The sequence below is a fragment of the Mycolicibacterium neoaurum ATCC 25795 genome (assembly GCF_000691525.1).
Taxonomy (GTDB): Bacteria; Actinomycetota; Actinomycetes; order Mycobacteriales; family Mycobacteriaceae; genus Mycobacterium; species Mycobacterium neoaurum.
This window is the reverse complement of the sequence record NZ_JMDW01000008.1, coordinates 428,197-442,384: the sequence shown is the minus strand read 5'-3', so window position 1 is coordinate 442,384 and position 14,188 is coordinate 428,197. Positions and strand designations below refer to the sequence as shown.

General features: G+C 67.5%; 15 protein-coding genes. 12 read left to right on the top strand and 3 right to left on the bottom strand.

Annotated elements, in window-relative coordinates; translation table 11 throughout:
• Positions 1 to 91 precede the first annotated feature (91 nt).
• The 8 genes from IC40_RS0109640 (at position 92) to IC40_RS27815 (ending at position 7,676) form a co-directional block, all read left to right on the top strand.
• Positions 92 to 937, top strand: a complete 846-nt coding sequence (locus IC40_RS0109640; RefSeq protein ID WP_030134506.1) for an LLM class F420-dependent oxidoreductase — start codon at positions 92 to 94, stop codon at positions 935 to 937.
• A gap of 42 nt (positions 938 to 979) precedes the next feature.
• Positions 980 to 1,828 (top strand): LLM class F420-dependent oxidoreductase, encoded by an 849-nt coding sequence (locus IC40_RS0109635; protein ID WP_030134505.1) that lies wholly within the window; start codon positions 980 to 982, stop codon positions 1,826 to 1,828.
• A gap of 33 nt (positions 1,829 to 1,861) precedes the next feature.
• Positions 1,862 to 2,857 (top strand): dTDP-glucose 4,6-dehydratase, encoded by a 996-nt coding sequence (gene rfbB, locus IC40_RS0109630; protein WP_030134504.1) that lies wholly within the window; start codon positions 1,862 to 1,864, stop codon positions 2,855 to 2,857.
• Positions 2,854 to 3,456 carry a dTDP-4-dehydrorhamnose 3,5-epimerase gene (gene rfbC, locus IC40_RS0109625; protein ID WP_030134503.1) on the top strand — a complete coding sequence of 201 codons (603 nt, stop codon included), beginning with the start codon at positions 2,854 to 2,856 and terminating at the stop codon, positions 3,454 to 3,456. Before rfbB ends, rfbC begins: the two co-directional genes overlap by 4 nt.
• A gap of 95 nt (positions 3,457 to 3,551) precedes the next feature.
• Positions 3,552 to 5,072: a CoA-acylating methylmalonate-semialdehyde dehydrogenase gene (locus IC40_RS0109620; RefSeq protein ID WP_030134502.1), complete on the top strand. Its 1,521-nt coding sequence runs from the start codon at positions 3,552 to 3,554 to the stop codon at positions 5,070 to 5,072.
• 7 nt (positions 5,073 to 5,079) lie between these two features.
• A complete protein-coding gene (locus IC40_RS0109615) occupies positions 5,080 to 6,246 on the top strand; it encodes an acyl-CoA dehydrogenase family protein (protein WP_030134501.1) in 1,167 nt (388 codons plus the stop codon).
• Positions 6,247 to 6,261: 15 nt separating this feature from the next.
• Positions 6,262 to 7,137, top strand: coding sequence for a 3-hydroxyisobutyrate dehydrogenase (gene mmsB, locus IC40_RS0109610; protein ID WP_030134500.1), 876 nt, complete (start codon positions 6,262 to 6,264; stop codon positions 7,135 to 7,137).
• Positions 7,138 to 7,211: 74 nt separating this feature from the next.
• A complete protein-coding gene (locus IC40_RS27815; RefSeq protein ID WP_081843377.1) occupies positions 7,212 to 7,676 on the top strand; it encodes a hypothetical protein in 465 nt (154 codons plus the stop codon).
• Between the two features lie 34 nt (positions 7,677 to 7,710).
• On the opposite strand, the gene IC40_RS0109605 is transcribed toward IC40_RS27815, so the two are convergent.
• The gene (locus IC40_RS0109605) at positions 7,711 to 8,508 is read right to left on the bottom strand and encodes an HAD hydrolase-like protein (protein WP_234797796.1); all 798 of its coding nucleotides are present in this window, start codon (positions 8,506 to 8,508) and stop codon (positions 7,711 to 7,713) included.
• 105 nt (positions 8,509 to 8,613) lie between these two features.
• On the opposite strand from IC40_RS0109605, the gene IC40_RS0109600 reads away from it, so the two are divergent.
• Both IC40_RS0109600 and IC40_RS0109595 read left to right on the top strand, forming a co-directional pair.
• Entirely contained in the window at positions 8,614 to 9,276 is a 663-nt protein-coding gene (locus IC40_RS0109600; protein ID WP_030134498.1) for a response regulator, read from the top strand.
• Positions 9,273 to 10,508, top strand: a complete 1,236-nt coding sequence (locus IC40_RS0109595; protein ID WP_030134497.1) for a GAF domain-containing sensor histidine kinase — start codon at positions 9,273 to 9,275, stop codon at positions 10,506 to 10,508. Before IC40_RS0109600 ends, IC40_RS0109595 begins: the two co-directional genes overlap by 4 nt.
• Before the next feature lie 12 nt (positions 10,509 to 10,520).
• Here IC40_RS0109595 and IC40_RS0109590 read toward each other — a convergent pair whose 3' ends face one another.
• Positions 10,521 to 11,024 carry a MarR family winged helix-turn-helix transcriptional regulator gene (locus IC40_RS0109590; RefSeq protein ID WP_030134496.1) on the bottom strand — a complete coding sequence of 168 codons (504 nt, stop codon included), beginning with the start codon at positions 11,022 to 11,024 and terminating at the stop codon, positions 10,521 to 10,523.
• Positions 11,025 to 11,147: 123 nt separating this feature from the next.
• Between IC40_RS0109590 and IC40_RS0109585 the strand changes: the two genes are divergently transcribed.
• Together IC40_RS0109585 and IC40_RS0109580 are read left to right on the top strand one after the other, a co-directional pair.
• Complete coding sequence (locus IC40_RS0109585; protein WP_030134495.1) at positions 11,148 to 12,707, top strand: GMC family oxidoreductase; 1,560 nt, start codon at positions 11,148 to 11,150, stop codon at positions 12,705 to 12,707.
• Positions 12,708 to 12,717: 10 nt separating this feature from the next.
• A complete protein-coding gene (locus IC40_RS0109580) occupies positions 12,718 to 13,383 on the top strand; it encodes a GntR family transcriptional regulator (protein ID WP_030134494.1) in 666 nt (221 codons plus the stop codon).
• Between the two features lie 3 nt (positions 13,384 to 13,386).
• On the opposite strand, the gene map is transcribed toward IC40_RS0109580, so the two are convergent.
• Positions 13,387 to 14,181: a type I methionyl aminopeptidase gene (map, locus tag IC40_RS0109575; RefSeq protein WP_030134493.1), complete on the bottom strand. Its 795-nt coding sequence runs from the start codon at positions 14,179 to 14,181 to the stop codon at positions 13,387 to 13,389.
• Between the last annotated feature and the right edge of the window lie 7 nt (positions 14,182 to 14,188).

The window sequence follows — 14,188 nt, the reverse complement described above, 5'->3', positions numbered from 1 at the left end:
TCCGCGATACGCGGGCCGGCCATCGATCGTCAGAAGCACACAGCGTGCGCCGCTCGGAATGCGCAGCACCCTTTCGGCGGTTGTGCCGACCATGACGAAACCAGCTCTGGGCAAGTTCGGCGTGTTCGGTCACTACGAGCAGTGGCGGCAGCTCCCCGAACAACAGCTCCGAGAGATCGAATCGCTGGGTTACGGTGCGATCTGGGCGGGCGGCTCACCGCCCGCCGACCTGGACTGGGTGGATCCGATCCTGGGCGCGACCGAAACGTTGCAGGTGGCCACCGGCATCGTCAACATCTGGTCGGCACCGGCGGCGCCGGTGGCCGATTCCTTCCACCGCATCGAAAAGCGCTACCCCGGCCGCTTCCTGCTCGGTATCGGCGTCGGCCATCCCGAGGCGCACTCGGAGTACAAGAAGCCCTATGACGCGCTGGTCGAGTACCTGGATGCACTCGACGGTCACGGCGTTCCGCGCGATCGGGTGGTGGTGGCCGCGCTCGGCCCGCAGGTGCTCAAACTGTCCGCACGCCGCAGTGCCGGCGCGCATCCCTATCTGACCACCCCCGAACACACCGCCCAGGCGCGCGCGCTGATCGGACCCGACGCGTTCCTGGCGCCCGAACACAAAGTCGTGCTCACCACCGATGAGGCACACGCCCGCGAGGTGGGCCGCAAGGCCTTGGAGATCTACCTCAATCTGGCGAACTACCTGAACAACTGGAAACGGCTGGGCTTCACCGACGCCGATCTCGCCGAGCCCGGCAGCGATGCGCTCGTCGATGCCGTGGTCGCCCACGGCACCACCGATGCGATCGCCGCGCGGTTGACCGAACATCTCGACGCCGGGGCCGATCATGTTCCGGTTCAGGTGCTGACGGGTACAGACAACCTGTTGCCGGCGCTCACCGAGTTGGCCGGACCGCTGGGCCTGCGGTGAGATGAACCGGGCCATGACACACCGACGAGGATGGAGATCGCCATGACCGACGCCGTGACCCTCAAACCCGACTTCGGTCGCTACGGCGTCTGGACCTTCGGTGTGCCGAAGCCCGAGCAGGCGGCCGAGATCGAGAAGTTGGGTTACGGCGCGCTGTGGATCGGCGGGTCGCCCAAGGGTGACCTCAACTATGTCGAGCCGCTACTGGAGGCGACCGACAATCTGCAGGTCGCCACGGGCATCATCAACGTATGGCAGGCGGATTCCGGTGAGGTGTCCGAGGCCTACCACCGGGTGGAGAAGGCTCATCCGGGTCGCTTCCTGCTCGGTATCGGCGTCGGTCATCCCGAGCACACCGAGGAATACCGCAAACCCTATGACGTACTGGTCGAGTACCTGGATGCACTCGACGCCGCGCATGTGCCGACCAGTCGGCGGGTCATCGCCGCGCTGGGGCCCAAGGTGCTCAAGCTGGCGGCCGCCCGCAGCGCGGGTGCCCACCCTTACCTGACCACCCCGCAGCACACCGGCCAGGCCCACAACCTGATCGGTAACACCGTCTTCTTGGCGCCCGAGCACAAGGTCGTCCTCAGCACCGATGTCGAGCACGCCCGTGAGATCGGTCGGGGCGCCGTGGACTTCTATCTGAATCTGAGCAATTACCTGAACAACTGGCGCCGCCTTGGCTTCACCGAGGACGATATCGCCAAACCGGGAAGCGACCGGTTGATCGACGCCGTCGTCGCGCACGGCACCGCGGCCGATGTCGCCGCGCGCCTGAACCAGCATCTGGATGCCGGCGCCGATCATGTGGCGATCCAGGTGCTGGGCGGCTGGGATGAGCTGCTGCCGACGTTGACCGAGTTGGCCGGCCCGCTGGGCCTGACCTAGATCGGCGGGGCGGAGCACCTCTAGGGTTGGGCCATGCGGTTGCTGGTCACCGGGGGCGCCGGTTTCATCGGGTCCAACTTCGTGCACCTCACCCTTCGGGAACGACCCGAGACCCAGGTGACGGTCTTGGATGCGCTGACCTACGCCGGTAGCCGTGAGTCGCTGGCGCCGATGGCCGACCGTATCCGGCTGGTAGAAGGCGATATCACCGACAGCGATCTGGTCTCCGATCTCGTCGCGGCGGCCGATGCGGTGGTGCACTTCGCCGCCGAGACCCATGTCGACAACGGTCTCGCCGACCCGACGCCGTTCGTGCAGTCCAATGTGCTGGGTACCTTCACGCTGTTGGAGGCGGTGCGCAGGCACGGGACACGACTGCACCATGTGTCGACCGATGAGGTGTACGGCGACCTGGCGCTCAGCGATCCCGCTCGATTCACCGAGTCCACCCCCTACAACCCGTCGAGTCCGTACTCCTCGACGAAGGCGGCCGCCGATCTCCTGGTGCGCGCCTGGGTTCGCTCCTACGGCGTGGCTGCCACGATCTCCAACTGCTCCAACAACTATGGCCCATACCAACACGTCGAGAAGTTCATCCCTCGCCAGATCACCAACATCCTGACCGGCCGACGCGCCAAGCTGTACGGCACCGGCGCCAATGTGCGCGACTGGATCCACGTCGATGATCACAATGCGGCGGTGTGGCGCATCCTCATCGACGGCACGCCCGGCCGGACCTATCTGATCGGGGCGGACGGTGAGCGCGACAACCGCAGCGTGCTGCGGACGCTGCTGACGCTGATGGGCCGCGATCCCGACGATTTCGACCAGGTGACCGACCGGGTGGGGCATGATCTGCGCTATGCCATCGATGCGTCGGTGCTGCGCGAGGAGCTGGGGTGGGCTCCGATGCACACCGATTTCGAGGCAGGCCTGCTGGCCACGATCGACTGGTATCGGAACAACGAAAAGTGGTGGGGGCCCTTGAAATCGACGATCGAGGCACAGTACGCGGAGCGCGGCCAGTGAGCGCACGGGAACTGGCGGTTCCCGGAGCGTGGGAGATCACTCCGACGGTGCACAGCGACGCCAGGGGGGCCTTCTTCGAGTGGTTCACCGACGCGTCCTTCGAGGCGATGACCGGTCACCGTTTCGAGCTGCACCAGGCCAACTGTTCGATCTCGGCGGCCGGGGTGTTGCGCGGTGTGCACTTTGCCGACGTCCCGCCGAGCCAGGCCAAATACGTCACCTGCCTGCGCGGCGCGGTGTACGACGTGGTGGTCGACATCCGGGTCGGCTCGCCCACCTTCGGGCACTGGGACGGGGTGCTGCTCGACGACCGGCAGCGACGGTCGGTCTACCTCTCGGAGGGACTCGGCCACGCTTTCCTTGCGCTGGAGGATGATTCGACCGTGATGTATCTGTGCTCGGCCGGGTACGCCCCGGATCGCGAGCGCACCATCTCACCCACATCCGTCGGCATCGACTGGCCCCTGCAGCATCGGTTGATCCTCTCCGAGCGCGATGCGGCCGCGCCGACCCTCGCTGAGGCGCTCGCCCAGGGTGTGCTGCCGTCGTGGGCGGACACCCGGGCCTACGTCGAGCAGCTGCGCGCCCGGATCGGCTGAGCCTTCACCCCCGCTCCTTGCGTGCGGCCCGACCCATTACTAGGATATCCAAGTATCTTGGATCACATCGGGCACGCACACTTCGGACGGATCTCATGACCACCAGAATTCAGCACTTCATCGACGGCAAGCGCAGCGATCTCGCCTCCACCCGCACCGCGGATGTCCTCAACCCCAGCACCGGCGAGGTGCAGGCACAGGTCCTGTTGGCAAGTAAGGCCGACGTGGACACCGCGGTCGCCTCCGCGGTGACCGCCCAGCAGGAATGGGCGGCGTGGAACCCGCAACGGCGGGCCCGCGTGCTGATGAAGTTCATCGCGCTGGTCAACGAGAACGTCGACGAGCTGGCCGAGCTGCTCTCCATCGAACACGGCAAGACCGTGCCCGACGCCAAGGGCGACATCCAGCGCGGCATCGAGGTCATCGAGTTCGCGATCGGCATCCCGCACCTGCTCAAAGGTGAGTTCACCGAGGGCGCGGGAGGCGGTATCGACGTGTACTCGATCCGTCAGCCGCTCGGTGTGGTCGCCGGGATCACGCCGTTCAACTTCCCGGCGATGATCCCGCTGTGGAAGGCCGGTCCGGCGCTCGCATGTGGCAACGCCTTCATCCTCAAGCCTTCCGAGCGCGACCCGTCGGTACCGGTGCGGCTGGCCGAATTGTTCGTCGAGGCGGGCCTGCCCGCAGGCGTCTTCCAGGTCGTCCACGGCGACAAGGAGGCTGTCGACGCGATCCTGACCCATCCCGACATCCAGGCCGTCGGCTTCGTCGGCAGCTCTGATATCGCCCAGTACATCTACTCCACGGCCGCGGCCAACGGAAAGCGCAGCCAGTGCTTCGGCGGCGCCAAGAACCACATGATCGTAATGCCCGACGCCGATCTCGACCAGGCCGTCGACGCACTCATCGGCGCCGGGTACGGCAGCGCCGGCGAGCGGTGCATGGCCATCAGCGTCGCGGTCCCGGTGGGCGAAGAGACAGCGCAACGGCTTCGAAATCGATTGGTCGAGCGCGTCAACCAGCTGCGCGTCGGGCACAGCCTGGATCCCAAGGCCGATTACGGACCGCTGGTCACCGGTGCCGCCCTCGAGCGGGTGCGCGACTACATCGGCCAGGGCGTAGAAGCCGGAGCCGAACTGGTGGTCGACGGTCGCGAGCGCGCCACCGACGAACTGAGCTTCGACGGTCAGGATCTGTCCAAGGGATTCTTCATCGGCCCTACCCTGTTCGACCATGTCACCACCGACATGTCGATCTACACCGACGAGATCTTCGGCCCGGTGCTGTGCATCGTAAGAGCCAAGGACTATGAGGACGCGTTGAGGCTCCCGACAGAGCACGAATACGGCAACGGTGTCGCGATCTTCACCCGCGACGGCGACGCCGCCCGCGACTTCGTCTCCCGCGTTCAGGTCGGCATGGTCGGCGTCAACGTGCCGATCCCGGTCCCGGTGGCCTATCACACCTTCGGCGGCTGGAAGCGTTCCGGCTTCGGCGATCTCAACCAGCACGGTCCGGCCTCGATCCAGTTCTACACCAAGGTCAAGACCGTCACCGAGCGCTGGCCGTCGGGCATCAAGGACGGCGCCGAGTTCGTCATTCCCACGATGCAATAGTGCCGGCATGTCGATATTCGATCTGACCGACGACGAACGGGTGATCGCCGAGACGGCGGCCGCGTTCGCCGCCAAACGTCTTGCGCCACACGCCTTGGAGTGGGACCACAGCAAGCACTTCCCCACCGATGTGCTGCGCGCGGCCGCCGAGCTGGGCATGGCCGCGATCTACTGCGGTGAAGATGTCGGCGGCAGCGGATTGCGTCGCATCGATGCCGTGCGGATCTTCGAGGAATTGTCCGCGGCTGATCCGGCACTTGCCTCGTTCATCTCCATCCACAACATGTGCGCATGGATGGTGGACACCTACGGCAACCTGGAACAGCGCAAGACCTGGGTGCCGCGGCTGGCGACCATGGAGACCATCGCGAGCTACTGTCTGACCGAACCGGGTGCCGGTTCGGATGCCTCGGCATTGCGTACCAAGGCGGTTCGCGACTCCGACGGCTGGGTGCTCGACGGTGTCAAGCAGTTCATCTCGGGTGCGGGAGTGTCCGACGTCTATCTGGTGATGGCGCGCACCGGCGCGGAGGGCCCGAAGGGCATCTCGGCATTCCTTGTCGAAAAGGGCACCCCTGGACTGAGTTTCGGACCGAATGAAGCAAAGATGGGGTGGAACACCCAGCCGACCGCGCAGGTCATCCTGGAGCAGGTTCGGGTGCCCGCCGATGCGTTGCTCGGCGGGCCCGAGGGTGAGGGCACCGGGTTCGGTATCGCGATGAACGGGCTCAACGGTGGCCGCATCAACATCGCCGCCTGTTCACTCGGCGGCGCCCGGACCGCGCATCAGAAGGCGGCCGCCTATCTGCGTGATCGGGAGGCCTTCGGCGGCGCACTCATCGACGAGCCCACCATCCGGTTCTCCCTGGCCGATATGGCCACCGCTCTGGAGACATCCCGGAACATGTTGTGGCGTGCGGCGTCGGCACTCGATGCGAACGCACCGGACAAGGTCGAACTGTGCGCGATGGCCAAGCGCTACGTCACGGACTCCTGTTTCGACGTCGCCGATTCGGCACTGCAATTACACGGCGGCTACGGCTATCTCAACGAGTACGGCCTGGAGAAGATCGTCCGGGACCTGCGGGTGCACCGAATCCTGGAGGGCACCAACGAAATCATGCGGGTGGTCATCGGCCGGGCGGAAGCCGCGCGGGCCCGGGCCGCCGGATAGAAGGGACGACAGCAGATGAGCACCATCGCATTTCTCGGGCTGGGCAACATGGGCGGTCCGATGGCCGCCAACCTGGTCTCGGGCGGCTTCACCGTGCACGGGTACGACCCCGTTGCCGACCTGCGGGACGCCGCGGCCGGCAAGGGCATCATCACCTTCGACACCGGCCCCGCGGCGGTGGCCGAGGCCGATATCGTCATCACCTCGCTGCCCAACGGTGCCATCGTGAAGTCCGTTTATGCCGAGGTGCTGCCGGCGGCCAAGGCCGGTGCGTTGTTCATCGACACCTCCACCATTTCCGTCGATGACGCCCGCGAGATCCACCGGCAGGCCCTCGACGCCGGCTTCGCCCAGCTCGATGCCCCGGTGTCCGGCGGCATCAAGGGTGCCGCGGCGGGCACGCTGGCATTCATGGTCGGTGGCGAGGAGGAGGAATTCGCGAGAGCCACCGCGGCGCTGGATCCTATGGCAGGCAAGATCATCCACTGCGGGGGCTCGGGCGCCGGCCAGGCCGCCAAGGTGTGTAACAACATGGTCCTTGCCGTGCAGCAGATCGCCATCGGTGAGGCGTTCGTACTGGCCGAGAAGCTGGATCTGGACAAACAGAAGCTGTTCGACGTGATCACCGGGGCGACCGGTAACTGCTGGGCAGTGAGCACCAATTGCCCGGTGCCAGGGCCGGTTCCGACCTCACCGGCCAACAACGATTTCAAGCCCGGGTTCGCGACCGCCCTGATGCACAAGGACCTCGGGCTGGCGATGGCAGCGGTCGAATCGACCGGCTCCAACGCCCCGCTGGGCACTCATGCGGCGCAGATCTACGCGGATTTCAACGCCGAGCACAGCGGGTTGGATTTCAGCGCCGTCATCGAGGCGTTGCGCGCGGGATAGTCACAGCCTGCTTGCAGGTTCGAGGGTGACTGTGGACTCCAGGTCGGGAAACCTGATCGTCGAGGGAGTTCGACATGAGCGTGACGAAGCGATGCACGGCGGGGCTGCTCGCCGTGGGCGCGGCCGGTGTGATCGGTATGGCTGCCATCGGGGTGGGGTCCGGCGTGGCCTACGCCGCACCGGGTCCACCATGCGGTCCGCCTGGCGTGCACTGTGGCCCGGCCGGGCCACCGCCCCCGCCGGGCAATCCCGGTGGCCCTGGTGGCCCGGGTGGGCCTGGCAATCCGGGTGGTCCCGGTGGTCCGCCCGGTGACCCGCACTGGCACGGACATCCCCCGCCATGGGGCAACGGGCCGGCCCCATGGGGTTTCGGACCACCGCCCCCACCGCCGCGGCCGTGGGGATTCGACCCGCCCCCGCCACCGTGGGCGCCGCCACCGGCACCCTTCGACTATTGGGGACAGACCGTGACTCCGGTCTGGGACCCGGGGTTCAACCAGTGGGGGTTCTGGTTCTTCGGGATCTGGGTGCCGCTGTGATCGCAGGCACCGGCGACAAGCGGCGTCGGCGCGGTCAGGCCGCCGGAACGTTGTGTTCGGCCCACCACTGCGCGTGCAGTCGGCGGCATTGGGCCAGCCGCAGGCCGCCGTCGGTCCCGCTGTAATCGCGACGCACCGCGGCCGCGGCAGCCGGAACCGCGGCCGCGGGGTGCGCGTCGCCGTCGATCAGCACGGTGGCCAGGCCCGCGGTGTCGGCGCCGCGCAGGCCGGTGGCCGACCCGACGATGGCCAGTGCGTCATGCGGCGCCACGCCCAGTTCGACCAGCGCCTGCCGGATCAGGGCATCCCCGCGCGGCGGCACACCGATATCGTCGGCAGTCACCACGGCCTCCACCAGACCGGCCCCCACCAGCTGGCTCACCAGCGGCTGCGCCCAGCGCCGGCGGCCGTCGGTGATGACCGCGATCGGCACCTGCGCGACGAAGGCATCGGTCACCAGATCGTTGAGCCCGGTGCGCGGGCTGAGCCCCGCGTCGAGCATCACCCGCTGCAGCAGGGCCTCCTTGGTCTCGCACACCTGCTCGACCAGGACCCGCACCAGCACATCGCAGTCGGTGCCGATACATCGTTTACGCAGCTCGGCCGCGACCCGCAGCCGTTCGTCGGGCAGCGCCAGGAGCTGCCGGTAGCGCTCGACGCTCCACTGCACGGGAAGGCCGAGGGCGGCGAAGGCGGCGTTGAACACCGCGCGGTAGCCATCGAAACGCAGGTCGGCCAGGGCATCGAGATCGAGCACCAGCGCGCGCAACGGGTCGGTACGGCGGAACAGGTAGGTGGCGGCGGGTCCGGCACTATCCAGTGGCGTCGTCATCGCACAAGAGTGGCCCAGCTCACATTTGTGGCGCGTCCCCCAGAAGGGGGATTGGGTGGGCCAAGTTGGGTCTGCCGGCCGCCCGGCGACCCTATGGTTGTTGGCATGGCGCCGTCCAGCCCGATGCGCCTTGTGCTGGTCGACGACCACGAGATGGTCATCGAGGGGCTCAAGGCCATGCTCGTGAGCTTCGAGGATCGTGTGCAGGTCGTCGGGCAGGCCGTCGGCGCCGAACGGGCCCTCGTGGTGGTCGCCGAACTGGACCCGGACATCGTGCTGTGCGATGTCCGGATGCAGGGGTCCAGCGGCTTGGATCTGTGCCTGGCGCTGCGGGAGCGCGATCCCGACCGCAAGATCGTCATGCTGTCGGTATACGAGGACGAGCAGTACCTGTTCCAGGCACTTCGGGTCGGCGCATCGGGCTATCTGCTCAAGAGCATCAGCAGTGACGAACTGGTCCGCCAGCTCGAACTGGCCCACCGCGGCCAGACGGCCATCGACCCCGGCATGGCGGCACGCGCCGCCGATACCGCGGCCCGCCTGCAGCGCGACGAGTTCTGGCCGGGTGCCCGGCAGGGGCTCACCCAGCGTGAGAGCGAGATCTTGTCGTATGTGGTCAGCGGGCTGTCCAACCGCGGTATCGCCGCCAAGCTGGTGATCGGTGAGGAAACGGTCAAGACCCACTTGAGTTCGATCTATCGCAAGCTCGGCGTCGGCGATCGCACCGGCGCGGTGGCCACCGCTCTACGGGAGGGCATCTACCGGTGACGAGCCCCATCCTGACCGCCGACCGGGAGCTGGCCCTGCTGCGCGAACTGATCCAGGCGACCTCCAGCGGTCCCGGTGTGGAGCCGTTGGCTGCGGCCGCCGCCCGGATGATCACCGATGCCACGGCCACCGACGTGTGTTTCGTGCACGTGCTCGACGACACCGAGCGGTCGCTGACGCTGACCGGCGCGACCCCTCCGTTCGACAGTGAGGTCGGCAAGATCCGCCTGCCGCTCGGCCACGGGATATCCGGTTGGGTCGCCAGCAACCGTCAGCCGGTGGTGATCGGTCACGACAAGGAATCCGATCCGCGCTACCTGCCCTTCGAGTCGCTGCGCGGTTCGGATTTCACCTCGATGGTCTCGGTGCCCATGCAGACCGATCCGGGCGGTCTGGTCGGCGTACTGAATGTGCACACCGTGCAGCGCCGCGAGTTCACCGGACGCGATGTCGAGCTGTTGCTGGTCATCGGGCGGCTCATCGCGGGTGCACTGCACCAGGCCCGCCTACACCGCCAGTTGGTGGCCCGCGAACGCGCCCACGAGAATTTCGTCGAGCAGGTCATCGAGGCCCAAGAGCTGGAACGGCGGCGGCTGGCCGGCGATATCCACGACGGCATCTCCCAGCGCCTGGTGACGCTGTCCTACTGGCTCGATGCCGCGGGGCGCGCCGTCGCCGACAATCCGGTGACCGCGGCCGACCAGTTGGCCAAGGCCCGCGAATTGGCCGACCTGACATTGCAGGAGGCACGCGCGGCGATCAGCGGGTTGCGCCCGCCGGTGCTCGACGATCTCGGCCTGGCCGGCGGACTGGCCAGTCTGGCGCGCTCCATCCCCGAGCTCGAATTGGCGGTCGAACTCGCCGATCGACGGTTGCCCGACCATATCGAGCTCGCGCTGTACCGGATCGCCCAGGAATGCCTGCAGAACGTCGTCAAACACGCCCGCGCCACCCGCGCGAAACTCACGTTCTCGGTCTCCGATCAGCAGGCCCGACTCGAAATCACCGATGACGGAATCGGATTCGACACATTCGAGCATCCCCTCGGCGGCGACGAGATGGGCGGCTACGGATTGTTGTCGATGGCCGAGCGCGCCGAGATCGTCGGCGGTCGCCTGCATATCCGGTCCCGGCCGGGCGCGGGTACCACTGTCACCGCCAGCATCCCGATCCCGGCCGCCGACACTACGGGTTTTGCTGGGGAATCCGCCGCCGGGCAGCAGAACCCGTAGTCTCGCGGGCTGTCAGAAGTCCCCGCTGTGCCGGCGCAGCGCCTCGATCGCCGCGGCGAGCGAGCGCGAATCCTCGTCGGGGATGCCGATATCGGCGAACACCTCGGCGTTGAGCGTCTCGGTGGCGTCCTCGACCGTCGATCGACCCAGGTCGGTCAGTCGCACCAAGGTGGTGCGGCCATCGGTCGGGTGCGGCAACCGTTCGACCAGCCCGTCGGCCTCGAGCCGTCGGATGGCATGGGTGACGCTGGTGACGTGCACCTGGAGCCGGTCGGAGGCCTTGGTGATCGGCAGCTCGCCGTTCCTACTGAATGCCAACAGCCGTAGCAGCTCGAAGCGGGAGAAGCTCAGATCGTAGGGGCGCAGGGCGTTCTCCACGCGCGCCAGCAGGATCTGGTGGGCCCGCATCACCGAGGTGACCGCCACCATGCCGTCGGCGACATCGGACCAGCCGGCGCGCTCCCAGTTGGCGCGCGCCAGAGCTATCGGGTCGCGCTTACCGGGGTGTGAGGGCATCCCTTTTCTTACCGTCTGACCACCTGACGAGACAAAACCGAGCGGGATCGGCGCGACGGGGAACAAACTCCGTCCGAATAGCGATATCCAATATATTGCATTTCCCGACCACGAGAGGTTCCCATGACCATCCGCACCACCGACACCGCCATCAACGACACGTACGACTTCGTCGTGATCGGCGCCGGTTCGGCAGGCAGTGTCATCGCCAGCCGACTCTCCGAAGATCCCGGCACCACGGTGCTCCTGCTGGAGTCCGGCCCGCCGGACACCGACCCGGCCGTGGCCACGCCACCGGCATGGCCGACGCTGTGGGGCAGCCCGGTCGACCACAACTACCGCACCGTCCCTCAGCCGGGAACCGATGGACTGCAACATAATTGGCCACGGGGAAATACCCTGGGCGGCAGCAGCAGCATCAACGCCATGGTGCACCTGCGTGGACATCCCGACGATTTCGACACCTGGGCGAAGGCCGGTTGCCACGGCTGGGATCACGCGTCGCTGCTGCCCTACTTCCGACGCATGGAAACCGTGCCAGGGCGCGATGTCCGCTACCGCGGCACCGGCGGCCCGATGTCACCGGCCCCGGTTTCACCCGACACCGCGAATCCGCTGTCCCAGGTGTTCCTCGACGGCGCACAGCAGGCGGGTTTCGCGGTGACCGATGACTTCAACGGCGCCGACCCGGAGGGCGCAGGCTGGCATGATCTGGCGATAGCACAGGGACGCCGGCAGAGTACCGCCGTGGCCTACCTGCCTCCGTCGGTGCGGGCCCGCCCCAATCTGACCATCTCCACCGGATCTCGCGCACGACGACTCCTCTTCTCCGGCACCCGTTGCATCGGTGTGGAATTCGCGATGGATGGCCGCCTGTGCCGCGGTATGGCCGACGCCGAGGTGATCCTCAGTGCCGGGGCGGTCGACACCCCTCGTCTACTTCTGCTGTCCGGGGTGGGCCCGGACCCCGAACTGCGATCGGTCGGCATATCGGTGCGCCACCATCTACCCGGTGTTGGCCGCAATCTGCACGATCATCCGCTGTGTCCGGTGGTGTTCGAGGCGTCGCGACCCATCCCACCCGGGCTCACCAACCATGCCGAAACATCGCTCGCCTGGCGCAGCAACGCAGCGCTGACCGGACCGGACATGCAGCTGATGTTCATCCATGTCCCGTTCCATCCGCCACATCTGAGCTCGCCGGCCAACAGCTTTACGATCGCCGTCGCGGCGGTCCCGCACGCCCGCGGCAGTATCCGGCTCGCCGGACCGGATCCGGAGACGGCCCCGCTCATCGATCCGAACTATCTGGGCACGGAATCCGACGTGCGCAGGTTGATCCAGGGCGTCCGGCTGGCCCGTGAGATCGCGGCCACCGATGCCTTCGCGCCCTGGTGTGGCCGCGAAGTGCTGCCGGGCCCGGACACCGTCGACGAGGTCGGGTTGCGCCGCCATGTCGTGCGGGCGACCAGCACCTACTACCACCCGGTCGGCAGCGCGGCGATGGGCACCGGCCCGGAGTCGGTCGTCGACCCCGAGCTACGGGTGCACGGCCTGCAGGGCCTACGGGTGGCCGATGCGTCGGTGATGCCGACCATCGTGTCGGTGAACACGAACGCGGCGACCATCATGATCGGTGAGAAGGCCGCCGACCTCATCCGTGGCATCTGCACCCCGACATAGGATTCGGTGCATGCCGGTGCCGGGTGAACAGGGTAGACACAAGAGGTCGCTGCTGCGTGATCAGGCCTACCTGTCACTGCGGGACGCCATCGTCAACGGCACGTTGGCACCCGGGGAGAAGCTGCGTGATCCCGAGCTGGAACGCTGGCTCGGGATCAGCCGCACCCCGATCCGGGAGGCGATCGCCCGGCTCGAGACCGCCGGTCTGGTGGAGACGATGCCGGGTCGTTCGACGGTGGTCTCCACCATCGAACGCAAGGCGGCCCTGGACGCCCAGGCCGTCGCGGCCGCGATGCACGCGCTGGCCGTCCGGCTCGCCGTCCCGGTGTTGACCGAAGCCGATATCGACGCCATGGTCGCGGCCAATGCCGAGTTCGCCGACGCACTCGACCTGGAGGATCCGGCCGCCGCCATGCGCGCCGATGCGCGCTTTCACGATGTCGCCGTGGCGGCGAGTGGCAACCACGCGATCTCGGTGGCTTTGGAAACGGTGACCCCGGTGTTGCGGCGCCTGGAGTACCAGCGATTCTCCTCGTTGTCGGGCCGGCAGTCGATAGCCCAACACGAGCGGATCATCGAGTGCTGCCGCCGCCGCGACGCCGAGGCGGCGGCTGCGGCGACCCAGCAGAACTGGGAGACCCTGACCCTGCTCGACGGGTCGAGCGAGCCGGGCTGAGCGCTACAGCGTGAGGATGCGCGGCCCGTCGGCGGTGACGGCGACGGTGTGCTCCCAATGCGCCGCCCGCGAGCCGTCGGTGGTGACGACGGTCCAGTCGTCGTCGAGCACCTTGGTGTTGGTGGTGCCGAGGGTGAGCATCGGCTCGATTGCCAGCACCGAACCGATCTCCAGGTAGGGGCCCCGCCCGGGCGATCCCTCGTTGGGCAGGAACGGGTCCATGTGCATCTCGCGGCCGATGGCATGTCCGCCGTAGCCGGCCACGATGCCGTAGCGGCGATCGTCGCGGACCTCGGCGGCGCGGGTGCCCTTCTCGATGGCGTGGGAGACGTCGGTCAACCGGTTGCCGGGCAGCATCGCCGCGATGCCGGCCTCCATCGAGAACCGGGTGGCCGCGGAGAGCTTCTCGTCGGCCTCGATCAGGGTGCCCACCCCGAAGGTGACCGCCGAGTCGCCGTGCCAGTCGTCGAGGATGGCCCCGCAGTCGATGGAGACCAAGCCACCATCGGCCAGGATCTCGGTGTCCGACGGGATGCCGTGTACGACGCGGTCGTTGACCGAGGCGCAGACGGTGGCCGGGAAACCGTGATATCCGAGGAAGGACGGCACGCCGCCCCCGTCGCGGATGACCGCTTCGGCGACGCGGTCGAGTTCTCCGGTGGAGACGCCGGGCTCGGCGGCCTGCTGCACGGCACGCAATGCCGCGGCGACGAGCGCTCCGGCCGCGGCCATCGCATCCAGCTCACCGGGGCTGCGCTGCGGGACGACCTTGCGACGCAGGCCTGGCACGTTGATCACCGGCGGT

Excerpts from the sequence above, each read along its gene's own strand:
- IC40_RS0109605 (WP_234797796.1), bottom strand. The coding sequence starts at position 8,508 with ATGACGACGCCACTGGATAGTGCCGGACCCGCCGCCACCTACCTGTTC.
- IC40_RS0109600 (WP_030134498.1), top strand. The coding sequence starts at position 8,614 with ATGGCGCCGTCCAGCCCGATGCGCCTTGTGCTGGTCGACGACCACGAG.
- IC40_RS0109615 (WP_030134501.1), top strand. The coding sequence starts at position 5,080 with ATGTCGATATTCGATCTGACCGACGACGAACGGGTGATCGCCGAGACG.
- IC40_RS0109580 (WP_030134494.1), top strand. The coding sequence starts at position 12,718 with ATGCCGGTGCCGGGTGAACAGGGTAGACACAAGAGGTCGCTGCTGCGT.
- rfbB (WP_030134504.1), top strand. The coding sequence starts at position 1,862 with ATGCGGTTGCTGGTCACCGGGGGCGCCGGTTTCATCGGGTCCAACTTC.
- IC40_RS0109590 (WP_030134496.1), bottom strand. The coding sequence starts at position 11,024 with ATGCCCTCACACCCCGGTAAGCGCGACCCGATAGCTCTGGCGCGCGCC.
- IC40_RS0109620 (WP_030134502.1), top strand. The coding sequence starts at position 3,552 with ATGACCACCAGAATTCAGCACTTCATCGACGGCAAGCGCAGCGATCTC.
- mmsB (WP_030134500.1), top strand. The coding sequence starts at position 6,262 with ATGAGCACCATCGCATTTCTCGGGCTGGGCAACATGGGCGGTCCGATG.
- IC40_RS0109640 (WP_030134506.1), top strand. The coding sequence starts at position 92 with ATGACGAAACCAGCTCTGGGCAAGTTCGGCGTGTTCGGTCACTACGAG.
- IC40_RS0109635 (WP_030134505.1), top strand. The coding sequence starts at position 980 with ATGACCGACGCCGTGACCCTCAAACCCGACTTCGGTCGCTACGGCGTC.
- IC40_RS0109585 (WP_030134495.1), top strand. The coding sequence starts at position 11,148 with ATGACCATCCGCACCACCGACACCGCCATCAACGACACGTACGACTTC.
- IC40_RS27815 (WP_081843377.1), top strand. The coding sequence starts at position 7,212 with ATGAGCGTGACGAAGCGATGCACGGCGGGGCTGCTCGCCGTGGGCGCG.